This is a genomic window from Rhodococcus sp. M8, assembly GCF_015654185.1.
Classification (GTDB): domain Bacteria; phylum Actinomycetota; class Actinomycetes; order Mycobacteriales; family Mycobacteriaceae; genus Rhodococcus; species Rhodococcus aetherivorans.
Map to the genome: position 1 here is coordinate 5087986 of NZ_CP064065.1, position 23690 is coordinate 5111675.

Annotated in this window: 22 protein-coding genes; 12 read left to right on the forward strand and 10 right to left on the reverse strand. The window is 69.9% G+C overall.

Features of this window, described 5'->3' with window-relative positions; genetic code table 11:
• Positions 1 to 46: 46 nt before the first annotated feature.
• The 9 genes from ISO16_RS23120 (at position 47) to ISO16_RS23160 (ending at position 8241) form a co-directional block, all read left to right on the forward strand.
• Entirely contained in the window at positions 47 to 1270 is a 1224-nt protein-coding gene (locus ISO16_RS23120; RefSeq protein WP_072634465.1) for a cytochrome P450, read from the forward strand.
• Positions 1271 to 1343: 73 nt separating this feature from the next.
• Positions 1344 to 1904, forward strand: coding sequence for a TetR/AcrR family transcriptional regulator (locus ISO16_RS23125; RefSeq protein ID WP_006936248.1), 561 nt, complete (start codon positions 1344 to 1346; stop codon positions 1902 to 1904).
• Between the two features lie 3 nt (positions 1905 to 1907).
• On the forward strand, positions 1908 to 3119 hold the full coding sequence (locus ISO16_RS23130) for a cytochrome P450 (protein WP_006936246.1): 1212 nt from the start codon (positions 1908 to 1910) through the stop codon (positions 3117 to 3119).
• Positions 3112 to 3912: an SDR family oxidoreductase gene (locus tag ISO16_RS23135; RefSeq protein WP_072634466.1), complete on the forward strand. Its 801-nt coding sequence runs from the start codon at positions 3112 to 3114 to the stop codon at positions 3910 to 3912. Before ISO16_RS23130 ends, ISO16_RS23135 begins: the two co-directional genes overlap by 8 nt.
• A complete protein-coding gene (locus ISO16_RS23140) occupies positions 3909 to 5267 on the forward strand; it encodes a cytochrome P450 (RefSeq protein WP_072634467.1) in 1359 nt (452 codons plus the stop codon). Before ISO16_RS23135 ends, ISO16_RS23140 begins: the two co-directional genes overlap by 4 nt.
• Positions 5268 to 5278: 11 nt before the next feature.
• Complete coding sequence (locus tag ISO16_RS23145) at positions 5279 to 5473, forward strand: ferredoxin (RefSeq protein WP_006936239.1); 195 nt, start codon at positions 5279 to 5281, stop codon at positions 5471 to 5473.
• A 17-nt stretch (positions 5474 to 5490) separates the two neighbouring features.
• Entirely contained in the window at positions 5491 to 6042 is a 552-nt protein-coding gene (locus tag ISO16_RS23150; protein ID WP_072634468.1) for a nuclear transport factor 2 family protein, read from the forward strand.
• Positions 6036 to 7295 (forward strand): hypothetical protein, encoded by a 1260-nt coding sequence (locus ISO16_RS23155; RefSeq protein ID WP_072634469.1) that lies wholly within the window; start codon positions 6036 to 6038, stop codon positions 7293 to 7295. Before ISO16_RS23150 ends, ISO16_RS23155 begins: the two co-directional genes overlap by 7 nt.
• A gap of 145 nt (positions 7296 to 7440) precedes the next feature.
• Positions 7441 to 8241, forward strand: coding sequence for a hypothetical protein (locus tag ISO16_RS23160; RefSeq protein ID WP_230304419.1), 801 nt, complete (start codon positions 7441 to 7443; stop codon positions 8239 to 8241).
• Positions 8242 to 8282: 41 nt separating this feature from the next.
• Here ISO16_RS23160 and ISO16_RS23165 read toward each other — a convergent pair whose 3' ends face one another.
• Positions 8283 to 9749, reverse strand: coding sequence for an FAD-dependent oxidoreductase (locus ISO16_RS23165; protein WP_072634470.1), 1467 nt, complete (start codon positions 9747 to 9749; stop codon positions 8283 to 8285).
• Positions 9750 to 9777: 28 nt separating this feature from the next.
• Positions 9778 to 10629, reverse strand: coding sequence for an LLM class F420-dependent oxidoreductase (locus ISO16_RS23170; RefSeq protein ID WP_072634471.1), 852 nt, complete (start codon positions 10627 to 10629; stop codon positions 9778 to 9780).
• Between the two features lie 160 nt (positions 10630 to 10789).
• On the opposite strand from ISO16_RS23170, the gene ISO16_RS23175 reads away from it, so the two are divergent.
• On the forward strand, positions 10790 to 11437 hold the full coding sequence (locus ISO16_RS23175; protein WP_072634472.1) for a TetR family transcriptional regulator: 648 nt from the start codon (positions 10790 to 10792) through the stop codon (positions 11435 to 11437).
• Between the two features lie 48 nt (positions 11438 to 11485).
• Here the strand turns inward: ISO16_RS23175 and ISO16_RS23180 are convergent, their stop codons facing one another.
• The 6 genes from ISO16_RS23180 to ISO16_RS23205 all read right to left on the reverse strand — a co-directional run bounded on the left by ISO16_RS23180 (position 11486) and on the right by ISO16_RS23205 (position 19206).
• A complete protein-coding gene (locus tag ISO16_RS23180; RefSeq protein WP_006946975.1) occupies positions 11486 to 12310 on the reverse strand; it encodes a hypothetical protein in 825 nt (274 codons plus the stop codon).
• Between the two features lie 212 nt (positions 12311 to 12522).
• A complete protein-coding gene (locus ISO16_RS23185) occupies positions 12523 to 12660 on the reverse strand; it encodes a methionine/alanine import family NSS transporter small subunit (protein ID WP_072634473.1) in 138 nt (45 codons plus the stop codon).
• Positions 12657 to 14198 carry a sodium-dependent transporter gene (locus tag ISO16_RS23190; RefSeq protein ID WP_029541699.1) on the reverse strand — a complete coding sequence of 514 codons (1542 nt, stop codon included), beginning with the start codon at positions 14196 to 14198 and terminating at the stop codon, positions 12657 to 12659. The genes ISO16_RS23185 and ISO16_RS23190 overlap by 4 nt, the downstream gene beginning before the upstream one ends.
• Before the next feature lie 99 nt (positions 14199 to 14297).
• Entirely contained in the window at positions 14298 to 15437 is a 1140-nt protein-coding gene (locus ISO16_RS23195; protein WP_170914024.1) for a lysylphosphatidylglycerol synthase transmembrane domain-containing protein, read from the reverse strand.
• Complete coding sequence (locus ISO16_RS23200) at positions 15434 to 16867, reverse strand: HAD-IB family hydrolase (protein WP_006946961.1); 1434 nt, start codon at positions 16865 to 16867, stop codon at positions 15434 to 15436. The genes ISO16_RS23195 and ISO16_RS23200 overlap by 4 nt, the downstream gene beginning before the upstream one ends.
• Entirely contained in the window at positions 16864 to 19206 is a 2343-nt protein-coding gene (locus ISO16_RS23205) for a glycerol-3-phosphate 1-O-acyltransferase (protein WP_072634474.1), read from the reverse strand. Before ISO16_RS23205 ends, ISO16_RS23200 begins: the two co-directional genes overlap by 4 nt.
• A 170-nt stretch (positions 19207 to 19376) precedes the next feature.
• Between ISO16_RS23205 and ISO16_RS23210 the strand changes: the two genes are divergently transcribed.
• Positions 19377 to 20858, forward strand: a complete 1482-nt coding sequence (locus ISO16_RS23210) for a bifunctional aminoglycoside phosphotransferase/ATP-binding protein (RefSeq protein WP_006946959.1) — start codon at positions 19377 to 19379, stop codon at positions 20856 to 20858.
• A 52-nt stretch (positions 20859 to 20910) separates the two neighbouring features.
• Complete coding sequence (locus ISO16_RS23215) at positions 20911 to 21636, forward strand: VIT1/CCC1 transporter family protein (protein WP_006946958.1); 726 nt, start codon at positions 20911 to 20913, stop codon at positions 21634 to 21636.
• A gap of 38 nt (positions 21637 to 21674) precedes the next feature.
• On the opposite strand, the gene ISO16_RS23220 is transcribed toward ISO16_RS23215, so the two are convergent.
• Positions 21675 to 22568 carry a universal stress protein gene (locus ISO16_RS23220; RefSeq protein WP_044476559.1) on the reverse strand — a complete coding sequence of 298 codons (894 nt, stop codon included), beginning with the start codon at positions 22566 to 22568 and terminating at the stop codon, positions 21675 to 21677.
• 52 nt (positions 22569 to 22620) lie between these two features.
• The gene (locus tag ISO16_RS23225) at positions 22621 to 23613 is read right to left on the reverse strand and encodes a zinc-binding alcohol dehydrogenase family protein (RefSeq protein ID WP_037200556.1); all 993 of its coding nucleotides are present in this window, start codon (positions 23611 to 23613) and stop codon (positions 22621 to 22623) included.
• Positions 23614 to 23690: the final 77 nt, after the last annotated feature.

Below are 23690 nucleotides of genomic sequence, written 5' to 3' on the forward strand. Positions count from 1 at the left end.
TAGCTTATAAACGACGATCATTCGTAAACAAGTGCGAGGTGGTCCCGTGACGGCATCACGTATCGACCTGAAGAACCCCGATCTCTACACCGAGGGGGTACCCCACGACTTCTTCGCCGAGCTGCGGCACGGCTGCCCGGTCTACCGGCAGGACGAGGAGGACGGACCCGGCTACTGGGCGGTGACGCGCCATGCGGACGTCACCGCGGTCTCCCGCGACAGCGCGACGTTCTCGTCGGCGCTCGGCACGACCCAGATCGACGAGTTCGACGAGGCGACCCGCCTCAAGCAGGCGGCGATGCTCGTCAACCTCGATCCGCCCGAGCACACCCGGCTGCGCCAGCTCGTCAGCCGCGGCTTCACACCCCGGATGGTCCGGACACTCGAGGGGCACATCCGGGACATCTGCAACCGCATCGTCGACGACCTGATCGAGCGGGGCCGGGACGGCGCGGTCGTCGACTTCGTGCCGGTGGCCGCCGCCCCGCTTCCGCTCGAGGTGATCGCCGCCCTGCTCGGCGCGCCCACGGCGGACGTCGGCAGGCTCTACGACTGGTCCAACCGGATGATCGGGTTCGACGACCCGGAGTACGGCAACACCCAGGCCGACGGGGAACTCGCCGCGGCGGAGATCTTCTTGTACGCCAACGAGATCGCCGCGGCGCGCAGGGTGGAGCCGCGCGACGACATCGTCTCCCGGCTCGTCCGGCCGGACGAGAACGGTGACACGCTGACCGAGATGGAGTTCGACATGTTCTTCGTGCTGCTGGTGGTGGCCGGGAACGAGACGACGCGCAACGCCACCGCCGGCGGCATGCAGGCCTTCATCGACCATCCGGATCAGTGGCGCCGCCTGCAGGCCGAGCCGGAACTCGCCGCCGGCGCGGTCGAGGAGATCCTCCGCTGGGTCACCCCGGTGATCGGGTTCCGCCGCACGCCGACGTGCCCGGCGACGATCGGTGACCAGCCCGTCGAGGCGGGGGACAAGGTGGTGGTCTACTACCCGAGCGCGAATCGGGACGAGGACGTCTTCGAGGACCCGCACGTCTTCGACATCGGACGGACCCACAACCCGCACGTGGCGTTCGGGGGCACCGGGGTGCACTTCTGCCTGGGCGCGCACCTGGCGCGGCTGGAACTGCGCATCCTGTTCGAGACCCTGGCGCGCCGGATCGAGCGCATCGAGCCCGCAGGGCCGGTCCGGCGGCTGCGCTCGAACTTCATCAACGGCATCAAATCCATGCCCGTGCGGGTGTATCCGAAGGTCTGAAGCGAATTCGGGTGGGTGGGACCATTGCCTCGGACAGGCGACCGTAGTAATGTCCAGACACGTGTCCAGAAATGTGAATCTCGAATCCACCCGCCGCCGTCTCACCGAGAAGCAGGCCGACACCGTGGACCGTCTGACGCGCGCTGCCGTCGAGGTCCTGCGGGAAGAGGGGTTCGCAGGACTGACCGTACGCAACGTCGCCGCTCGGGCCGGTGTCGCACCGGCCACCGCCTACACCTACTTCTCGTCCAAGGAGCACCTCGTCGCCGAGGTGTTCTGGCGCCGGCTCGCCGCCTCGCCCGAACCCGAGGCGGCCACGACCGACCGGGTCGACCGCGTGGTCGCGGTGCTGCGCAACGTCGCGCTGATGATGGCCGACGAGCCCGAACTCGCCGGCGCGGTCACCAGCGCGCTGCTCGGCCGCGACCCCGACGTCGAACACCTGCGCGCCCGCATCGGCCTCGACATCCGGGACCGGCTCGCCACGGCCCTCGGCCCCGACGCCGATCCCGACGAGATCGAAGCGCTGGAAATGCTCTACGCCGGCGCCCTCGTCCGGGCGGGCATGGGGTACGAGACCTACGAGAAGATCGCCGATCGGCTGGAGACCTCCGCCAAACTTCTATTGGAGTAGCGCATGACCCAGGCTTCGCTCGAACCGCTCCTGTTCGATCCCTACGACTACGGCTTCCACGAGGACCCGTATCCGATCTACCGGCGCCTGCGCGAGGAGGCGCCGCTCTACCGCAACGACGACCTCGGCTTCTGGGCCCTGTCCCGGCACGCCGACGTCGTCGCGGGCTTCCGCGACCACACCCGGCTCTCCAGCGCGAACGGGGTGTCCCTCGACCCGGCGGCCTACGGCCCCCACGCCCACAAGGTCATGTCGTTCCTCGCGATGGACGACCCCCGCCACATGCGCATGCGCCGGCTCGTCTCCAAGGGCTTCACCCCGCGCCGGGTCGCCGACCTGCGCGGCCGCATCCTCGAGCTGACTCTCCACTACCTCGACACCGCCTTGGACAAGGACGAATTCGACTGGATCGCGGACTTCGCGGGCAAGCTCCCGATGGACGTCATCTCCGAACTGATGGGCGTGCCCGAGGCCGACCGCGCCGAACTGCGCCGGCTGGCGGATCTGGTGGTCCACCGGGAGCGGGGCGTACTTGACGTGCCCGTCGCGGCGATGGAGGCGTCGCTGAACCTCGTCGGCTACTACGCGGACATGCTGGCGCAGCGCCGCGCCCACCGGAGCGAGGACCTCACCTCGGCCCTGCTCGACGCCGAGGTCGACGGAGACCGCCTCGAGGACGACGAGATCATCGGCTTCATGTTCCTGATGGTCGTCGCGGGCAACGAGACCACCACCAAACTGCTCGGCAACGCACTGTACTGGGGCGCGAAGAACAAGACCGAGGTGGCCCGCGTCCTCGGCAACCCGGACGCAGCCCCGGGCTGGGTGGAGGAGACGCTGCGCTACGACACCTCCAGCCAGATCGTCGCGCGCACTGCCGCCACCGACATCGACGTGCACGACAGCACCATTCGCGCGGGCGACAAGGTGCTGCTGCTCATCGGTTCGGCCAACCGCGACGCCGAGGTGTTCGAGGATCCCGACACCTTCCGCATCGGCCGCGACAGCGCGTCCAAGATCGCCAGTTTCGGTGGCGGCGTGCACTTCTGCCTCGGTGCCCACCTTGCGCGCCTCGAGGCGAACATCGCGCTCGAACAGTTCGCCGCGCGCGTCGCCGACTACGACGTCGACTTCGACCGCTGTGAACGCGTCCACTCCACCAACGTCCGAGGCCTCGCGGCCCTGCCCGTAGAGGTGACCCGGCGACATGCCTAGATTCGAACCCAATCCGCCGCGCCGGCCCGCGATCGTCAGCGGCGCCTCCTCCGGCATCGGTACGGCCACCGCCTTCGCGCTCGCCGCCCTCGGTCACCCGGTCGCCCTCGGTGCGCGGCGCGTCGAACAGTGCGAGGCCCTCGCGGAGAAGATCCGCGGCGAGGGCGGCGAGGCCTTCGCGCACTTCCTCGACGTGGCGTCCACCGAATCGGTCGACGAGTTCGTCGCCGGCGCCGAGAAGGCCCTGGGTCCCACCGAGATCGTCCTGTCCGGCGCCGGTGACATGGATTTCCGGCTCGTGCACGAGATGGATCCGGACCGGTTCGAGTTCCAGGTGAACGTCCATCTCATCGGCACGCAGCGTCTCGCCCATCGCGTGCTGCCGGGGATGATCGAACGGCGCCGCGGCGACTTCGTCGTCATCGGTTCGGACTGCGCCGACGTCGCGCGGCCCCGCATGGGCGCCTACGTCGCCGCCAAGACGGGCCTCGAGGCGCTCGTGCGCCAGATGCGGATGGAACTCGAGGGCACGGGGGTTCGCGCGTCGGTGGTGCGTCCCGGCCCGACACAGACCGGGATGGGACTCGATGCCCCCGCGGAGATCATCGAGCCGCTGATCGCCGACTGGACCAGATGGGGCTTCGCCCGGCACTCCTACTTCCTCCGCGCCTCCGAGATCGCGAACGCCGTCGTCGCCGTCGTCTCGGCCCCGCGCGGAACCCACCTGGTGCTGACCGAAGTGCAGCCGGAAGCGCCTCTGCAGAAGGATTCTCGGGGAAAGGAGCCTGAATGACCACGATCACCACCCCCACGTGCGTCTCGGGGGGCGAGCACGAACACGGCCACCTCGAGGAACTGCGCACCGACCCGATCGGCCTGATGCAGCGAGTCCGCGAGGAGTGCGGCGACGTCGGCGCCTTCCAGCTCGCCGACCGCAACGTCGTGCTGCTCTCCGGGGCTCGGGCCAACGAGTTCTTCTTCCGCTCCGCCGACGAGGACCTCGACCAGCAGGCCGCGTACCCGTTCATGAAGCCGGTCTTCGGGGAGGGCGTGGTCTTCGATGCCAGCCCCGAGCGCCGCAAGGAGATGCTGCACAACTCCGCGTTGCGCGGCGAGCAGATGAAGGGCCATGCCGCCACGATCGAACGCGAGGTCCGTGACATCGTCGCCGGGTGGGGTGACGAGGGTGAGATCGACCTGTTGGAGTTCTTCGCGGAGCTGACCATCTACACGTCCTCGGCCTGCCTGATCGGCAAGAAGTTCCGCGACCAGCTCGACAGCCGGTTCGCGAGCCTCTACCACGACCTGGAGAAGGGCACCGACGCCCTCGCCTTCGTCGACCCCTACGCGCCCATCGAGAGCTTCCGTCGCCGCGACGAGGCCCGCCGCGGGCTGGTCGCCCTCGTCGAGGAGATCATGGTCGGCCGCATCGCGAACCCGCCCCAGGGCAAGGAGGATCGCGACATGCTCGACGTCCTCGTCTCCATCAAGGACGAGAACGGCAAGGAGCGGTTCAGCGCGGACGAGATCACCGGCATCTTCATCTCGATGATGTTTGCCGGCCACCACACCACGTCGGGGACGGCGGCATGGGCGTTGATCGAGTTGCTGCGCAATCCGGAGTACCTGCGCGGAGTCACCCACGAGCTCGACGTCCTCTACGCTGACGGTGAGGGCGTGAGTTTCCATGCGCTGCGGCAGATTCCGATGCTCGAGTCGGTACTCAAGGAGACGCTGCGGTTGCACCCGCCGCTGATCCTGCTGCTGCGCGTCGCGCGCGGCGAGTTCGAGGTCGAGGGGTACCGGATCGGCGAGGGCGACCTCGTCGGCGCTACCCCGGCGATCTCCAACCGCATCCCGGAGGACTTCCCCGAGCCCGATGCCTTCGATCCGGGCCGCTACCTCGATCCGCGGCAGGAGGACATCGTCAACCGCTGGACCTGGATCCCGTTCGGGGCCGGCCGGCACCGGTGCGTGGGAGCGGCGTTCGCCCTCATGCAGCTCAAGGCGATCTTCTCGGTCCTGCTGCGCGACTACGAATTCGAGATGGCTCAGCCGGCCGACACCTACCGCAACGACCATTCCAAGATGGTGGTGCAGCTCGCGCAGCCGTGCGCCGTGCGCTATCGCCGTCGCACCCGGATGTAAGGACTCGCGCCGTGAAAGTGGAAGCAGACCTCGATCTGTGCCAGGGCCACGCGATGTGCTCGCTGGAGGCACCGGACGTCTTCGACGTTCCCAAGCACGGCAAGGTCCGGATCCTGATGGACGACATACCCGAAAAACTCTGTGGCGACGTCCGATCCGCCGTACGGTACTGCCCCACCCGAGCCCTCCGCATCGTCGAGGACTGATCCAGAGGAGACAAGTCATGGCACCCTTCGACCGAGCAGAACTCGACGAGATGATCGAGCGCTGGATCGAGGAGAACAAGAAGGCCGAGGCAGCCGGTGACTGGAAGCCCTTGGCCGACATGTACACCGAGGACGCGACCTACGGCTGGAACTACGGTCCCACGGACGACTTCATGGCCGTCGGGCGCGAGGAGATCCGCGAGCTCGCGCTCGGCCAGGAGATGGCCGGCCTGGAGGGCTGGCAGTATCCCTACCAACGGTTCGTCGTGGACGAGCGGACCGGCGACGTCATCGGCTTCTGGAAACAGGTCGCCGACGCCACCCGCGACGACGGGTCGCACTACGAGGTGCACGGCCTCGGCGGCAGCTGGTTCCGCTACGGCGGCAACTTCCGATGGTCCTGGCAGCGTGACTTCTTCGACTTCGGAAACGTCTCCCACCTCTTCCTGGAGATGATCACGGGCAACGTCCTGTCCGACGGCATGAACAAGCGCATCGAACGATCGACGTCGACGAAACGTCTTCCCGGCTGGTATCCGGCCGGACAGGCGCCGGTTCCGCTGTGGTGAGCTCGGTGAACGTCCGCGACTCCTTCGCGGCGCTCTCCCGGGCCGACCTCGCCGTCCTCGTCCCCGAACTGCTCCTGTGCGGCCAGCTCATCGACCGCTCCGGGATGGCGCACCTGATCTCGGCGTTCGGACGGGAGGGAATGACCGAGGTCGCCGTCGAGGAGTGGCAGGCGTCGAGCCCGTGGTACACCCGGCGCATGCAGCGGGCCCTGCGGTACGAGGGCGACGGCGTCGAGACGATCTTCAAGGGGCTGCAACTCGACATCGGCGCGCCCCCGCAGTTCATGGACTTCCGGTTCCGCGTCGACGACCACGACCACGGTGAGTTCCGGCTCGACCACTGCGGCGCGCTCATGGACGTCGAACCGATGGGCGACGCGTACGTGAAGGCCATGTGCCACGACATCGAGGACCCCACGTTCGACGCGACCGCCCTTGCCACCAACCCGCACGCCCAGGTGCGGCCGATCCACCGGCCGCCGCGCCGGCCGGCCGGCCGCCATCCGCACTGCGCGTGGACGGTGACGATCGACCCGTCGCACGTTCCGCCGCAGGCCGCGCCCCATACCGAGGCGATCGGGCGTACCGCGGCCGTCGCAGTGGAACTCAGCGCGATCGACCCGGCGGACGAGGGACTCGGCGACTATTCCGGGCCCCTGCTCTCCGACCTGCGGTTCGCGGACTTCTCGCACTCGGCCCTGGTGCGGATCGCGGAGGAGGTGTGCCTGCAGCAGCATCTGCTCACACTGGGTTTTCTCATCGGCGTGCGCAAACGCACGGACGAGGACGCCGCGCTGGCCCTTACCCGCAAGCAGTTGACCGGCATCGCCGGGCTGGCGTCCGAGCGGATACGCGACGCCCTCGGCCTGCCGCGCGACTTCGAGGGACTGGCGACGGTGCTGTCGGTCCACCCCGTGTTCGCGCCGAGGCAGTACGTCCAGCGCGACATCCGGTGGGAGCCGGACAGGCTGCGCCTGCGCCTCGGGCGAGCCGGGGGTGCCGACGCGGACGGGTCGTGGCCGACTCTGGTCGACGGGCACCACCTCGAGCCGCTGCAGGCGCTGGTGCGCGGCGTCGACCCGCACTTCACCGCGCACGTGGTGTCCGAGGACGCACACGCGCTCACCGTCGAGGTGATCCGCCACGCCGAACCCGCGAAGGAATGCGGCGAGGTGGCGATCACCCGCTTCAGCACCGGCGCGAACTTCACGTTCGCCGACCGCGGAATCCCACTGCCGCTCACCGTCGTCTGAGCGTCCCATCCATTCCCACCCCCACCCCCACGCGCCCCCAGGTGAGCGAATGTATCGTTCTGTCGGCCTGAAAAGGTGAGCGATACATTCGCTCGGGTGGCTGCGTGCAGTCAGGGTGGGCGGCAGTTCCCTTCTCTACCAAGGGATGACGCTGCAGCCCGACGGTGAGCGTTTCGCGCAGAGCGTGTCGTCGCGCATCGACTACGACCTGCTCGCTGTCGAGCACTTTCCCCGCGTGGCGCGGACGCTGCGCCTGCAGACCATCCCCGACGATCTGCTGAACCACGAGCGCTACCGCTCGTCGAGGCAATTCCTCGACCGGGTCGCCGAGGAGGGCTTCGAGCCACTCCGTGTGCCGATGCCCATCGACTGGGAGTTCGCCCGGCGGGAGCTGGCCGGCGAACTGGCGCCGTCGTACACCAACGGCGACCTGATCTACGGCGTGAACAACGGCGGCAAGTTCTCCGTCGACGTGACGTACCTGGCGGAGGCCGAGGCGACGGGTCACGTCCGCATCGGGACGCTGCACCGGGTCAACGACATCGAGCGCGGACGGGACGGCACGTGGATCGCGCATACGGACCGGATCTCCACGGACGGTGTGGTACTCGAACGCAAGCGCATCGTCGCCGACGCGCTGTTTCTCGGTGCCGGATCACCGGGTACCACAAGGCTTCTCGTCAGGGCGCTCGCGAAGGATCTGATCCCGGATCTGCCCGACGCCGTGGGAACGGGATGGGGCAACAACGGAGACCGCGTGTTCTCGGTGACGACCACGCTGCTCAGTCCGGGTGCATGGCAGGGCGGTCCCGCGTGCGTCGGCTTCAAGGACCTCGGGAATCCGGCCGGTCCGCTCATGATCGTCACCGGTCCGGTGCCGTTCCCGGCCGACCTGCTTCTGAGCACACCGAACCGGCCGAATGTCACATGGGTTCGATTCGATTGAACCCATGTGACATTCGGCCACACAACGGGATTCGGGAACGCTCAGTTCTCGGCGGCGGCGACGCCGGCGCGACGGCCGAAGAAGCTGCTGTCCCCGAGCGACGTGCCGCTCGCGTAGCCCCCCGCACACACGCCGGAGGTGCACCGGCCCGCGGCGTACAGGCCCGGGATCGGTTCGCCCGAGACGTGCAGGACCTCCGAGTTCACGGTGGTGCGCAGGCCGCCGAGGGTGAAGCCCGCGGTGCAGTTGCGCAGGTCCAGGGCCGCGACGGGGGTGCCGATCGGCGTGACCCACTCCGGCTTCTTCCCGAGGACGGGATCGGTGCCGGCCGCGGCGTGCCGGTTGTACACCTCGACGGTGGCCTGCAGCGTGCCCTCCGGCAGGCCCATGTCGGATTCGAGTTCGGCGACGGTCTCCGCCGCCCACTTCGGCGGGAACCGGAAGTACGGGGTGGAACTCGTCGTCGTGCAACCTTCCTCGTACGCCGCCTCGTCGATGATCAGGTACGCCTGGTTGTCGTTCTCGAGGAGGGTGAGCTGCCCGATGCGTCCCGGGTAGGTGTCCTCGGGAACGTACCGCTGGCCGCGGCCGTTGACGAGGATGCCGCGCGCCATCAGCTGCGGGTCGGCGAAGAACGCCACCTCGGTGGCGTTCATGTGCGCGAGGTCGGCGCCGAGGGCCTGGGCCATCCGGATAGAGCAGCCGTCGTGCTCCTCGATCGCGGCGCCCGGGCGGCCGAGCAGCTGCGGGGCGAACGAGGTGACCATGGCCTCGTTGTAGGCGAAGCTGCCGGTGGTGAGCACGACGCCGCGCCGCGCCCGCACGAAGACCTCGTTCCCGTACTTCTTGGCGGCGATCCCGACGACCCGGTCCGTGTCGTCGACGATCAGCCGCTGCGCCCGGATGTCGAAGACGGATGTCACGCCGAGGGATTCTGCCGTCTCGGCGAGCGGCTTCATCAGCATGTACCCGCCGCCCTGCTCACCGGTGCGCTTGTTGCTCATCTGCGGCACATGGCCGCGCGGGGCGGGTGTGGCGATCTCGTTGAACGGCGCGGAGTTCTCGCCCCCCGAGTACATCAGACCGTCGTCACCGGGGATCTCCCATCCGGGCTCGCCCCAGAACGCCGGTTTGAAGACCACTCCGTTGTCGGTGAGCCAGTGGTAGTGCTCGACGCTGCCGTCGCAGTATTCCGAGATCTTGGCCTCGTCGGCGCCGGGGCCGAGAGCGGCGAGCATGAATCTCTTCATGTTCTCCGGGGTGTCCTCGAACCCGAGCTCGCGCTGCAGCGGGGTGCCGCCGCCGAGGTAGACGATTCCCCCGGACAGGGAGGCGGCACCGCCCCAGCCGCCGGTGCGTTCGAGGATCAGCACGTCGGTGCCGGCCCGCGCGGCCTCGATGGCGGCCGAGACGCCGGCGATGCCGTAGCCGGCGACGACGACGTCGGCTTCGTGGTCCCAGGCGGTGACCTCTGCGGCACGGAGCGGGCGGAAGGGAGCTGTGGTCATGGAGGTGTTTCCTTCTCGGTCGTGACCGTCAGCGGGTCGGTTCCAGCGTGGCGGCGAGCTTGTCCAGGTAGGCGAGGATCTCGTCCTCCGAGCGGTCGGGCAGGCCGAACATCACTTCGGTCACGCCGAGGTCGCGCCACTGCTGGAGCTTGGCGGGGTCGGGCCGGCCGGCGAGGACGACGATCTCCGGGGCGCCGGCGCGGCCGGCCTCGGCCCAGGTGGCGCACAGCCGCTCGACGTTGTCGTCGATGTCGCGTTCGATCGGGGTGGTGATCCAGCCGTCGGCGGAGCGGGCGATCCACGCGAAGGTGCGCTCGGTGCCGCCCGCGCCGATCAGCACCGGTGGGCGGGGCTGCTGGATCGGCTTGGGCCAGGCCCAGCTCGGGCCGAACGAGACGAACTGCCCGTCGTAGGAGGCTTCCTCCTCGTTCCACAGCGCCTGCATCGCCTCGAGGTATTCGCGCAGGGCGGTACGCCGCTTGCCGGGAGGTACGCCGTGGTCGGCGAGTTCCTCGGCGTTCCAGCCGAAGCCCGCGCCGAGGACGACGCGCCCGCCGGAGAGGTGGTCGAGGGTCGCGACGGTCTTGGCCAGCGTGATGGGGTCGTGCTCGAGGGGCAGGGCGACCGAGGTGCCCAGCCTGATGGTCGAGGTGACGGCCGCGGCGAGTCCGAGGGCGACCCACGGGTCGAGCGTGCGGCGGTACCGGTCGTCGGGCAGCGTCGCGTTGCCGGTGCCGGGGTGTGCGGATTCGCGGCGCACGGGGATGTGGGTGTGTTCGGGGACGTAGAACGCGTCGAAGCCGCGTTCCTCGGCCGCTCGGGCGGCCGTCTCGGGCCGGATACCGCGATCGCTGGTGAACAGGGTGATGCCGTGACGCACGGAAGCTGCCTCCCTACTTGTCGGGTCCACGCAACTGTAACGCGTTCTAGTGATTGGTGGAACCTGTTCCAGACACCTGTCCATTTTTTCGGTCAGGTCCCGGCGCCGGCCCGGGGAAGGCGCACTACGCTGGCGGGCAGGCGTACGAAAGGTGAGGACGATGGCGGAGCCGAGTGCAGCATCCCGAACGAAGGCGCGGTCCGCTTCGCTTCTCGGCGCGGACCTGAAGCCGGCCCAGCGCGCCCGCTACCTGAGGATCATCGAGGCCGCGAAGGAACTGGCCTCCGAGGGCGGATACGACGCGGTCCAGATGCGTGCCGTCGCCGAACGGTCGGGCGTGGCGCTGGGCACCGTGTACCGCTATTTTCCGTCCAAGAACCACCTGCTGGTGGTGGCGATGGTGCTGCTGTTCGAAGATCTGAGCAACAGGTTCGGCGACACCGACATCCCCGGCGACTCGGCTCACGAACGGATCATGTCGGTGCTGCACGGCTACATCGGCCGGCTCGAGAGCGACCACAACCTCTACGACGCGCTCGTGCGTGCGGCGATGTTCGCGGACGCCTCGTCGTCGGCCGAGCTCGACCGGCTCGGAGCGATCATCACCGGGATGTACGCCCGGGCGGCCGGGGTCGAGGTGGTCAGCGAGCAGCTCCTCAACGCGGTGCACGTGATCGCGGACGTGTGGATGTCGAACCTGGTGAGCTGGGCCGCCGGTCGGGCCACGGCGGATCAGGTGATGGCGCACATGGACAGCGTGGTGCGGCTCGTGTTCGACCGGCTGGAGAGGCTGCAGGCGATCGGCTGACGCGGCCGCTGCGTCCGGGGCGCGCATGCGCGCCCCGGACGCGACGGATCAGGCGGGAACCTCCACGATGCCCACGGTCGGGAGGAAGAAGCACGACGTCTCGCCGTTCTGCACCGTGCCGAACACGGCGGCCAGGACGGTTCCCGAGCCGGTCGCGACCGGTGCCGCGCGGACTCCGCCGAGCGGGACCGCGCCTGCGAAGAAGTTCTGCACCGCGGCGGCGACGAGGGGCTTGGCGAACTCGGGCAGGCCGCCGGGCACGGCGAGGGCTGCGGCCTCGGCGATGGTGCCCATGGGCACGAACCCGCCCTGGAAGGTGTTGACGTTGAACCAGGCGACCTGCATGCCGGTGGTGTTCCCGCTGTCCTTCTCGACGCCCATGGGCACGAAGGCGAACAGGGTTTCGCCGGGATCGACGGCATTGACGGGACCGACCATCGGGATGTTCAGGTTGGGCCACGGGCCGGGAGCCGCGCCGGCGACGGCGGGGGCGATACCGAGCGGCAGGCTGCCGCCCTCGGTGCAGAAGGGCGCGCCGGTGGGGTAGAGGAACGGTTCGATGCCGAGGCCGCGCAGGAACTCCACGGCGTCCTCGTAGGCGGAGAGCGGGGAGTTCTCGGCGACGTCGGTGGCACCGCCGCGGGCGGAGCCGATGGCCTCGGCGGCGGCGAGCGCGAGCGCATCGGCGCCCGGCTGGGCCCGGAGCGTCTCGAGGGCGCCGAGGAGCGGGTCGGGCGCCGGCGCCGCGGCGACTGCGGGGTCCGCGGGGGGTTCGGCGGCCGCGACGGTCGGCAGCGCCAGAGCAGCGGCCACGGTGAGGGAGGCTGCGGCGGTGAGCCGGCGCAGCCTGCGCCGGGTGGTCCTGGTGGTCATGCTTCGCTCCTGTACGTGGTCGGAACCGGAACACCCTCCGCCCCGGAGTCGTGCGACGGCTCCGGGGCGGAGACCCATGGGTCTGGTGTTACTCGTGTGACTCATGGTGTTGGTGGGATCTAGCAGACCACAGGAAGAACAGACCGGCCAGTCCGGCGCGGCGTGGCGTTATTCAAACGAAACGAGTTGTGGCCGGTTCGAGACCGGACATTTCAGTCGTGGTGGGGTTCAACCGGCGTCTGCCCCGAAGTCTCGTCCGGATTCCGGCGCAGATGCAGCAGGCTGACGGTGAGACCGCCCCACACCAGCCCCAGCGCGACGAGCATCATCCCGATCGCAGATCCACTCACAGTCTCTCTCCCGCTTCCGTCGATTCGGTATGCGCCAGCTCGGCGTCGGTCAGGCCCCACGGTGCGAAGGACAATGCCACCGCGATCACGATCACCAGCGCCTGCACGCCCCACCCGAACGTCATGACGAGTGCATCCGGCAGGTCGTTGTAGCCCTCCCGGCTCCGATCCACGATCTCGCTGATCAGCATGTAGCCGAGCACGATGGGTGTGAGGACGCCGGCGAAGACCCGCCAGAGCAGGCCTACCCGGAACGACGACACCGAGTTGAGATGGTCCTGCAGTTCGGGCAGCCGGCGCAGCCCCCACGCGAGCACCACGAGCGTCGCGAAGGCGACCCCGACGATGCCGAACTGGTTGGCGAAGCGGTCGACCACGTCGAGGGTGTTCAGGCCGGTGGTGGTCGGGAACAGCAGCAGCGAGGTGACGCTTGCGACGCCACCGACGATCAGGACCGCCGGCACGCGGGTGAGGCCGGTCTTGTCCTCGACGGCCGACACGCACACCTGGATGATGCTGATCAGCGACGTGAAACCGGCGAAGACGAGCGAGCCGAAGAACAGCAGGCCGAACAGGGAACCGCCGGGCATCTCCGAGACGATCGTCGGGAACGCGATGAACGCCAGCCCGATACCGCCGCTGACCACCTCGTCGACGGCGACGCCCTGCGCCTGTGCCATGAAGCCGAGCGCCGAGAACACGCCGATTCCGGCGAGGATCTCGAAGCTCGAGTTCGAGAAGCCGACGACGAGACCGGAGCCCGTGAGGTTGGTCCGGTGCTTGAGGTACGACGAGTAGGTGACCATGATGCCGAACGCGACGGACAGCGAGAAGAAGATCTGCGCGTAGGCGGAGATCCACACCCCGGTGTCGGTCAGCGCCGACCAGTCCGGCCGGAAGAACGCGTCGAGACCGGTGGCGGCGCCGTCGAGGGTCAGCGCCCGCACCACCATGCCGGCGAACAGCACCAGCAGCAACGGCACGAAGAACCGGTTCGCCGCGCCGATGCCGCGCTGCACGCCCAGACCCAGGATGACGAGCACCACGAGCCAGATCCCGAGCAGCGGCCACGCCACGCCCGGGACGAAGTCGAGGCCGAACGTGGCGTCCGCGTTCATCTGCAGGAAGTCCTGCAGGAAGAAGGTCTCCGCGTCGTCGCCCCATGCCTGCGTGGCCGAGAAGAACGTGTAGCGCAGCGCCCACGCGATGATCACCGCGTAGTACACGCCGATGACGAAGCAGATGCCCACCTGCCACCAGCCGAGGCTCTCGGTCGCGCGCTTGAGGCGGTGGAACGCCAGCGGCGGCGACCCGCGGAACTTGTGACCGATCGCGTAGTCGACGAACAGCAACGGGATGCCCGCGGTCAGCAGGGCCACCAGATACGGCACGATGAACGCACCGCCGCCGTTCTCGTACGCGATGTACGGGAAACGCCAGATGTTGCCCAGCCCGACCGCCGAGCCGATGGCGGCGAGAATGAACACCGACCGGCCGGACCAGACCTCTCTCGTGCGCACCGCTGCGTCCTCTGTCACTGACGTACCTTTCCTCGGTTACAGACTGTCGACGCTAGCGCCCCCGCGGCTGCCTCGCGGCTGATCCGGGAGGGCGGACGCGGTGTGTCGGAGCGGAGCTCAGTCCCGCCACAGTTTGTCGAGTTCCGGACCCGGTTCCTCGTCCGGCGGGGCGCCGCGGTAGCGCAGGGCGAAGATCACCCAGCCGATCGACGCGATCATCAGGAAGCTCACGAGCCGGTATACGACGACGGCGGCCAGGGCCTGCGCGCCGGTCATCCCGCTGGCCGTCAGCGCGGGCACGAGCACGGCGTCCATCACCCCGAGCCCGGCCGGCAGGAGGGGGATTGCGCGGCTGGCGGCGGTACCGGCGGCGTACGCGACGGCGATGCCGGCCAGGCTGGGCTTGCCGCCGATCGCGTACGCGGCGAAGGCGAGGCACGCACCGTCGCACAGCCAGTTGAACAACGACCAGCCGAAGGCGCGCGCGGCGTGGGTGCGGTCGAGCTGGACCGCCTGGAGCTGCGCCACGATCCGCTTCCAGGCGCGGGCGCCGGCCCGCGCGGGCTTCTTGCGCAGGCGGTTCACGCCGCGCAGCGCGATGATGCCGATCGACTCGAACGCATCCGGCCGGCTTGCCGCGTACTGCACGAGCACCACGAACGCCGCGAATCCGCCGAGGGAGAAGATGAGCGAGAACGGGTTGGTGGTGGCACCGACGAGCAGCGCGCCGACCAGACCGAGCAGCGCCAGGCCCGCGGCCTGCAGCAGACCGGCCATCACCAGCTGCCAGGTGGAGACGACGGGGCTGGCCCCCCACTTGCGCATCTGCCGGTAGGTGAAGGTGGTGGCCACCACGGGTCCGCCGGGCAGGGTCACGCTCATCGAGTTCGCCGCGTACGCCACCGACAGGGACTGGCGCTGCGTCACGGTGACCCCGGCCGCGGACAGCAGGGTGCGCTGTACCCTGGCAAAGCTCGACATCTCGGTCAGCGCGGCCAGGATCGCCGCGCCCACCCACCACCAGCGCAGGTCGCCGAGGCTGCCGACGCTGGTCTTCAGTTCCGGCCAGACGAGAACGACCTCCACGGTGAGGACGACGACGAGCACGAGGCCGAGCAGCCACTTGAGGCGCCGGCGCCGGGTCGGCGACATTCCGCCGTTGCCGTTGCCGTTGTCGTTGCCGTTGTCTCTTCCGTGGCTCGGGGTGTGGTCGTGTTCGCCCACGGACGCGCCCCCGTTCTCACCCGCATCGGTCATGTGGTCGTGGGCCAGTTCGCCAGCGTCTTCCGGTACAGGTCCTCGACCTCCGCGACCCGTGTGCCGAGCTCCTCGAGGGTCCAGTCGCTCACGTCGATGGGATCGAGGACCACCACGTCGACGGTTCCCGGCCGCAGCACCGTGGAGTGCTTCCACAGCACCTCCCCGGCGTTGCGGATCACCACCGGCACGATCGGCACGCCCGCCTGCATCGCGATGTGGAACGCGCCCTTCTTGAACCGGCCGATCTCCGGGGTCAGGGAGCGGGTGCCCTCCGGCGCGATGATCACCGAGGTGCCCTCGCGCAGCGTGTCGACCACAGGACCGAGTGCGGCCTTCGCCTGCTCGGTGTTGGCCCGGTCCACGAACGCCGCACCGACGAAGCGGAGCACCAGCCCGAACAGCGGGTCGCTGGCCATCTCCTTCTTCGTGACCCCCGTGAAGCTGTGCCGCAGCACCCGCGCCATGATCACCGGATCGAGCTGGCTCTGATGGTTGAAGATGAACACCGCGGGGCGATGTGACCAGGCGTTGGCCTCGTTCCGAATGTTCACGTCGATGCCGGCGAGCGCGAGGGGCACCTCGCCGGTGAGGGTGGCGATCGAGTCGAGCGCCACCTTCTTGTTGCGGTTGAGCAGGCCGAGGCCGACGCCCGTCCACACCGAGCCGAACAGCCCGCCGTACGCCGCGAGGGTGCGGATCACCTCCTTGGTGCCCGGCGTTCCGCGCGGCCTGAATCGCAGGATCGGCCAGCCTTGCTCGGCGGCGGTGCGCTCGAGGTTCCGGTCCGGATTGGTCGGCGTCGGATTGCCCATCGTGGCGAGGAAGTCGGCGTCCTCGCCCCCGTTGGAATACGTGTAGCTCTGCTCGCGATCGATGTTGTTCGCCTCCGCGAACGCCACCACGGCCTGCGCTTTACCGCTGCGCCACAACGACTTCCCGTCCACACGGCCCGTGAGCACCCCGTCGCGCACCTCGAGGGGGCTGAACAGGACGTGCTCGACGCCGAGCGCATCCGCCGTCGCCTGGATCTGGTAGCGCGACGCCGAGGACGCGATCACCACCGTGTGCCCCGCCGCCTGATGCGCCCGGATGAGCTGCCACGCCTCGGGATAGATGTGGCCGGCGATCGTGGAGGCGAACAGCCGGCGCCCGATCTCGTACAGCTCCTCCTCGGTGTGCCCGCCCCACGCCTTGAACGCCACCGCGACGAACCGCTCGAAGTCCGCCTCGGTGTCGTGGCCGCGCAGGCCGTTGAGCATGGTTGCGGCGAGTTCGGCGGCGCCGACCTTCCCGGCGAGCAACCGGTCGCGGAAGAAGTGCAGACCGGAGAAGCCGTGGACGATGGTGCCGTCGAAGTCGAAGAATGCCGCGATCTCCGGACCCTTCGGCCCGGTACGCACGCGCTCGAGCGCTTCCTCGAGGATCACCGCTCCGCCTTTCTGTTGGATACGTCGAGAGACTCGGCGAGCCGGACCCGCTCACCCACCGCCAGCAGCTGTGCCGCGAACTCCTCCCGCTTCTGCCGAATCTCCTCGCCCCCACGTTCCAGCAGCCCGCGGTTGGCGGCAAGCTGTAACGCCGTCGTGAACAGTTCCGACGAGACCGATTCGGGTCCGAACAGCCGGCCCTGCAGCAGCATCTGCCGGCCGACCGCGACGCACTCCTCCAGGAACGCCTTGCGGTCGACCTGCAGGGACGGGTCGCGCCGGGCGAGCCGCTCGGCGACGACGAGCTGCGCGTCGAAGAAGGACCGCAGAGCTCGGTGCACCATGAAGAACCCGGTTTCGAGGAGCGCGGCCAGCGCGAGCTCCACGTCCGGCAAGGCGTTGCGCCAGGACGGCATCAGCAGGGCGATCTCGTCGCGCATGTCGGCCTCGAACCGGTCCCGGTCGGGGAAGAAGAATTCGAACTTGAGCAGGTCGCGCGCCGCCTTGGCCTCCTCCCACGCCGCCCGCACCGGGTCGAGGCCCGGATTGGCGTGCGCGTGGAGGATGGCCAGCTCCATCAGGGCACGGTTGACGAACCAGTGCACGCCGCTGTTGCGATAGAACGCCGCGACCAGGTGCTGCCCGGGCTGGATCGCGTAGACCGGCTCGTCCCCGCCGGCGTAGGTGGTGACCACACCGGCATCGCTCAGCGAGGCGAGGACGTTCGCGAGGCCGCCCTCGATGTCGAGGACGCCGAGTTCGCCCTGGGGTATCCCGCGGGCGTCGATGTACCGGCGCACCGGCGCGATCACCGACCGCACCTCGTCCAGGGTCAGCGCCCGGTCCCGGACGCCGAGCAGAGCGAGGGTGACCAGGCAGTTCACCGTGACCGGGGTGTGGCAGTTGATGCCCACGGCCACCTCGAACGCGACCTTCTGCAGCGCCTTGCGGCTGCGCTCGCTCCCGGGCTCGGCCGGCTTCCCGGACAGCTCGGGATCCCCGCTCGTGGCGAGCTGCGAGCGCATCGACAGCGGTTCGCCGAACCGCACGTACACGTTGCCCGCACGGCGCCGCTGATTGCGCGCGTACCGGGCCAGCCAGGCCAGGCCCTCGGGCTTCTTCTGGGCGCCCGTCTGTTCGGCCGCGACGGCCGCGACCTCGGCGAGCCCCTCGTAGGTGATGGACACCGGCACGAGCATCGCGTCCTCGACCCGGCCGCTCCGGATGGCGTTGGCCACATAGTTGAGCAGGCCGTAGCGGGGCGCGCGGAGTTTGCCGGTGCGGGTGCGGCCACCCTCGAAATACCATTCGAGGTTGAACCGCTTGGTCAGCAGATACGCGAAGTACTCCTCGAGCGCCGCCTTGTAGACGGCGTCGTCGCCGAAGCTACGGCGGATGAAGACGGTGCCGGTGCGCCGGGCGATCGGGCCGATCGGCCAGAACGTCAGGTTGGCGCCACCCATGAGGTGGTTCCGCGGAAAATCGTTCCGGGCCAGCACGTCGCCGAGCACGAACGCGTCCGCGTAGGACCGGTGCGACGGCAGGAACACCAGCGGATACCGGCGGTTGACGTCGCGCAGGCTCCGCAGCCCGGACTCGTCGGCGTGCACGGTCCACGCCGCGGAGTGCAGCGGGCGCATCATCTCGGTGAACAGGTCGGTCACCAGCCGGGACTGGACGGCGACGAGTTCCCCGAGGGCGGACGTCGCTCGTAACCGGACCTCCTCGGGCGCGATGTTGTGCTCGGTGCTGATCGCGTCGAGCCGCCGCCGGAACGACGCCGAATCCATGATCTGCTCCGCCACCAGCCTCGGCACCTTGTACCGGTCGCCGATGACGGCACGCTCGGCCCGGTCGAGGCCCACCACCGCGCGGTGCGTCACGAACCGGGCGAACGACTCGGGTGCCGGGTCGCCGTCCTCGGCCAGGTGCCGGGCCCGCAGCTCGCTCAGCCGCGCCGGCTCGGCGAGAACGATCCGATACCGGTCGGGGGACCGCCCGACCAGCCACTTCTGCAGGAGCCGGTTCGGGCTGCGCGGGTTGGTCAGCGCCACGACGTCGGAGAACCGGACCCGGCGCTCGCCGTCCCGGGCCTCCGGCAGCCACACCACCCCGACGGGGAGCACGAGGGGATCGTCGTCCCGGTTCACGAGATCGCGCGCGAGCCGGCGCGGGTCGAGTTCCATCTCCTCGACCGGTCCGTCGGCGCGGTACTCCTTCGGCACCCGGTCCGACCGCAGCCAGCTCGCGATCAGCTTGCGCTCGATCGGTGTCGTCGTCTCGGCGACGACCACCGTCGGTTGTCTCCCGGATTCCGAGCCTCGCCCGTTCGTGCTCATGTCACCCCATTCCCGGATAGCCCGAGTGAAACGTACCGCGTCTCCGGCACCGGCTCCGGTGCAACCACACGAGAGACCTTCGGCACTTCTGCCGGCGCGCGATCCGGTCCACCCTGAGGCAAGGTGGGCAGCGTACCGACGTTCGACAAGCCTCATCGGGGAGGAACTCCGTGACCGGCACCGACCGATCCGAACCCGCATACGCGGCGATCCGCGAGACCCACACCTCGGTGGTGTTCTTCGTCGGGGGCCGCGTGCACAAGCTCAAGAAGCCACTCGATCTCGGGTTCCTCGACAACCGGACCCGGCAGGCGCGGGAGCGGGCCTGCCACCGTGAGGTCGAACTCAACCGGCGTCTCGCCCCGGACGTCTACCTCGGCGTCGCCGACGTGCGCGGGCCCGACGGGCAGGTGTGCGAGCACCTCGTCGAGATGCGCCGGCTGCCCGACGACCGGCGGCTCGCCGCGCTGGTGCAGCGGGGCGAGCCCGTCGCCGGGGTCGTCACCGCCGTCGCGCGGCAGGTCGCGGCCCTGCATGCCGCGTCGCCGCGCGATCCGGCCATCGACCGGTGTGCCACGGCGCAGTTCCTCGACGGATTGTGGCGCGAGAGCCTCGACCACCTCGACCGCCTGCCCGTCGGGGCCGAGGCCGGCGACGCGCTCACCGCGATCCGGGACATGGCCGGCCGCTATCTCGCGGGCCGCGGACGGGTGCTCGACGAGCGGATCGCCGCCGGGCGGGCCGTCGACGGCCACGGTGATCTGCTCGCCGACGACATCTTCTGCCTCGACGACGGCCCCCGGATCATCGACTGCCTCGAGTTCGACGACCGGCTGCGCTACGGCGACGCCGCACTCGACATCGCCTTCCTCGCGATGGATCTCGAACGGCTCGGCGGCGAGGCGGCGGCGCGGCAGCTGCTGCCCGCCTATGCCGAGTTCTCCGCCGACGCGTTCCCGCCGTCGCTGATGCACCATTACATCGCGTACCGGGCCGTGGTCCGGGCCAAGGTCGCCGCGCTGCGGCACGAACAGGGTGACGAGCACTCGCGCGCCGGCGCGCTCGCGTTCCTGGACCAGACGCGGCGCAACCTCGACCGGGGCCGGGTCCGCCTCGTCGTCGTCGGAGGTCTGTCCGCCACCGGCAAGACCACCGTGGCCCATCTCGCCGGGCAGCACCTGGGTGCGACCGTGCTGCGCAGCGACGTGGTCCGCAAGGAACTGGCCGGTCTCGCCCCGACCGCCGATGCGACCGCCGCCGTCGGTGCCGGGCTCTACAGTGCCGCCCACACCGACGAGACCTACGGGGAGGTGCTGCGCCGCGCCGCCGTCGCGCTCACCCACGGCGAGTCGGTCGTGCTGGACGCGACGTGGCTCACCGAGGCTCGTCGCGCGGCGGCGCGTGCGGTTGCGGCCGCCGCGACCGCCGACCTCGTCGAGATCGAGTGCCGGGCGGACCCGGCGGTGCTGGTCCGCCGCATCGTGGCCCGGCGCGAGCGGGGCGACGACGCGTCCGACGCCACGCCCGCCGTCCTGGACGAGCAGCTGCACGTGCGCGACGAGTGGCCCACGGCTCGCGTCGTGGACACGAGCGACGGCGCCCTCCCCGATGCCGCGTGGCTGGAGCGGGAACTCGGTCCGGGACCGTGGTGAGGACAGGCTCGCATTGCTACCGCGGCGCGCGGAATCGCCCTAGCCTGGCGGCATGTCGACCGATCCTTCCCTCAATCACGCCGACGTCGAGCCGCACTCCGGAGGCATCTCGGCGAAACTGAACTGGCTGCGCGCCGGCGTGATGGGCGCGAACGACGGAATCGTCTCCACGGCCGGCCTCGTCGTCGGTGTGGCCGCCGCCACCACCGACGAATCGACGATCCTCACAGCGGGTTTCGCCGGGCTCGCGGCCGGCGCGGTGTCGATGGCCCTGGGGGAGTACGTGTCGGTCAGCACGCAGCGTGACACCGAGCGGGCGCTGCTGCACAAGGAACGTCGCGAGCTCGAGGAGATGCCGGACGCCGAACTCGAGGAGCTGACCGCGCTGCTCGAGGGCAAGGGGATGTCGAGGGCGACGGCGCGCTCCGCGGCGAAGGAGATGACCAAGCGCGACGCGCTGGCCGCGCACGCCGAGGTCGAACTCGGCATCGATCCCGAGGCGCTGGCCAATCCGTGGGCCGCGGCGTTGTCGTCGGCGGTCTCGTTCACCGTCGGCGCCCTCGTGCCGCTGCTCGTGATCGTGCTGCCCCCGGCGAGCTTGCGGATCCCCGTCACGTTCGTGTCGGTGCTCGTGGCGCTGGCCCTGACGGGTTCGGTCAGCGCGTGGCTCGGCGGCGCGCGCCGCGGCCGGGCGACGTCCCGCGTGGTGATCGGCGGTGCGCTCGCGATGATCGTGACGTACGCGGTGGGTATGGCGTTCGGGACCGTGACGGCCTGAGCCGGTGCCGCCCGGCGGCGGGCGGCACCGGCCGGTCGTCATTTCTTGCGGCTGATCATGATCGGGCAGGGCGCGTTGTGCAGCAGGTTCTGGCTCACCGACCCGAGCAGTGCCCCGGTGAACTGGCTGCGGCCGTGGCTGCCCACCACGACGAGCTGTGCGTCCTCGAGCTGGCGCAGGATCACCTTCGCGATGGGGCCCCGGTCCACGACGCGGCGGACCTCCACGTCGGGGAACTTCTCGTGCCAGCCGGCGAGAGTCTCGGACAGGACCGCGGATTCGGACTCACCCACCGCCTCCCAGTCCACCAGCGTCGCGACCGTGCCGACGCCGAGGGCGGCGTCCCCGATCCAGGAGTGCACCGCGACCAGCGGCACACCGAACAGCGAGGCGTACTCGAAGGCGTGCCCGACCGCGGCCGTCGACAGCTCGCTGCCGTCGACGCCGACGACGATGGGCCGGGTGTCCGGCAGCGGTCGTGCTGTGTCGCCGCGCCACACCACCACCGGGCACGGGGCGTGGTTGGCCACGCGCAGCACGGTCGAGCCGAGCAGGAAATTCTCCACGGCGTTGGCACCGGTGGCGCCCATTACCACGAGGCGGGCGTCCTCGGCGGCCTCGAGCAGTGAGTTGGCGGCGGGGCCCGGACCGATGAAGCTCTGCACCTCGAGATCCGGATGGTCGGAGCGGACCACGTCGGTGACGTTCGACAGGATCGCTTCGCCGTCCTCCCGGAGCTGGTCGACCATCTGCGCCTGGATGAGCACCGCGGCCTCGCTGTAGAAGATGCCCTCGCTGGGCAGCGAGTGCACCAGGTGCAGGGGCGCTCCGAGACGAGCGGCGAGGGCGGCCGCCCACCGGGCCGCACTCGTGGCGACGGCGGAACCGTCCACGCCCGCTACGACGGCATTCCGGTTGGCAAGTGTGCTCATTCGATCTCCTTCTCGGTGCATTCTCCGCGCTCGGGGGCGCATGTCGAGTGTTTCACGGAACCAGGACCGCCGCGCCGCCGAAACGCCCCGCGGACAGGTCCTCGAGCGCGCGGTCGGCACGGTCGAGCCCGTACGCGGTGGTGGTGACGCGCAGGCGGTGTTCGTTCGCGAAGCCGAGGAACTCGTGTGCATCGGAGCGGGTGTTGGCCGTGACGCTGCGCACCTGGCGTTCGCGGAACAGGTGCTGCTGGTAGTTCAGCGGGGGCACGTCGCTGAGGTGGATGCCGGCGACGGCGAGCGTGCCGCCGGCGTCCAGTGCGGCGAGGGCAGTGGGCACCAGTTCCCCGGCGGGGGCGAACAGGATCGCCGAGTTCAGCGGCTCGGGCGGCTCGTCGTATGCGCCCTGCGCGGAGGCCGCGCCGAGTTCGAGGGCGAGCCGCCGGGCGGTCTCGCCGCGGGTCATGACGTGCACGCGGGCGCCCCGGGCGAGGGCGACCTGCGCGGCGAGGTGGGCGCTGCCGCCGAAGCCGTACAGGCCGAGCACGCCGCCGTCCGGAACCTCGGCGCGCAGCAGCGCCCGATAGCCGATGATGCCGGCGCACAGCAGGGGGGCGAGTTCCGCGTCGGCGTACCCGGACGGCAGCGGCAGTGCGAAAGCGGAAGGGACGGTCGCATATTCGGCGTAACCGCCGTCCGCGTCCCAGCCCGTGTAGGTGGAGTTCGGGCACAGGTTCTCGTCCCCGCGCAGGCAGTACCGGCACCGGCCGCACGTGCTGCGCAGCCACGGGATGCCCACCCGGTCGCCTACCCGGTGCTCGCCGAGGTCGCCACCGACCACCTCGCCGACGACCTCGTGGCCGGGGACGACGTGCGGCCGGTGCACCGGCAGGTCGCCCTCGCTCACGTGCAGGTCGGTACGGCACACCCCGCACGCGAGGACACGCACCAGCAGTTCCCCGGGCGCCGGTTCGGGAATCGGTTCCCGGACCGGCCGCAGCGGATGCTCCGCCGCGGGGCGTGGGATGTCGACACGCCATGCTCGCATCTCTCCAGGGGTGCTCATGCGCGCCTCCTTCCGTCGTCCGGGCTCAGCATGCCCTTTCTCGGCGGTGGTCGGCCAGG

Bases quoted from the DNA above. Each gene is read 5' to 3' on its own strand.
- ISO16_RS23130 (WP_006936246.1), top strand. From the start codon at position 1,908: ATGACCCAGGCTTCGCTCGAACCGCTCCTGTTCGATCCCTACGACTAC.
- ISO16_RS23135 (WP_072634466.1), top strand. From the start codon at position 3,112: ATGCCTAGATTCGAACCCAATCCGCCGCGCCGGCCCGCGATCGTCAGC.
- ISO16_RS23140 (WP_072634467.1), top strand. From the start codon at position 3,909: ATGACCACGATCACCACCCCCACGTGCGTCTCGGGGGGCGAGCACGAA.
- ISO16_RS23150 (WP_072634468.1), top strand. From the start codon at position 5,491: ATGGCACCCTTCGACCGAGCAGAACTCGACGAGATGATCGAGCGCTGG.
- ISO16_RS23160 (WP_230304419.1), top strand. From the start codon at position 7,441: ATGACGCTGCAGCCCGACGGTGAGCGTTTCGCGCAGAGCGTGTCGTCG.
- ISO16_RS23165 (WP_072634470.1), bottom strand. From the start codon at position 9,749: ATGACCACAGCTCCCTTCCGCCCGCTCCGTGCCGCAGAGGTCACCGCC.
- ISO16_RS23175 (WP_072634472.1), top strand. From the start codon at position 10,790: ATGGCGGAGCCGAGTGCAGCATCCCGAACGAAGGCGCGGTCCGCTTCG.
- ISO16_RS23180 (WP_006946975.1), bottom strand. From the start codon at position 12,310: ATGACCACCAGGACCACCCGGCGCAGGCTGCGCCGGCTCACCGCCGCA.
- ISO16_RS23195 (WP_170914024.1), bottom strand. From the start codon at position 15,437: ATGACCGATGCGGGTGAGAACGGGGGCGCGTCCGTGGGCGAACACGAC.
- ISO16_RS23205 (WP_072634474.1), bottom strand. From the start codon at position 19,206: ATGAGCACGAACGGGCGAGGCTCGGAATCCGGGAGACAACCGACGGTG.
- ISO16_RS23215 (WP_006946958.1), top strand. From the start codon at position 20,911: ATGTCGACCGATCCTTCCCTCAATCACGCCGACGTCGAGCCGCACTCC.
- ISO16_RS23220 (WP_044476559.1), bottom strand. From the start codon at position 22,568: ATGAGCACACTTGCCAACCGGAATGCCGTCGTAGCGGGCGTGGACGGT.
- ISO16_RS23225 (WP_037200556.1), bottom strand. From the start codon at position 23,613: ATGCGAGCATGGCGTGTCGACATCCCACGCCCCGCGGCGGAGCATCCG.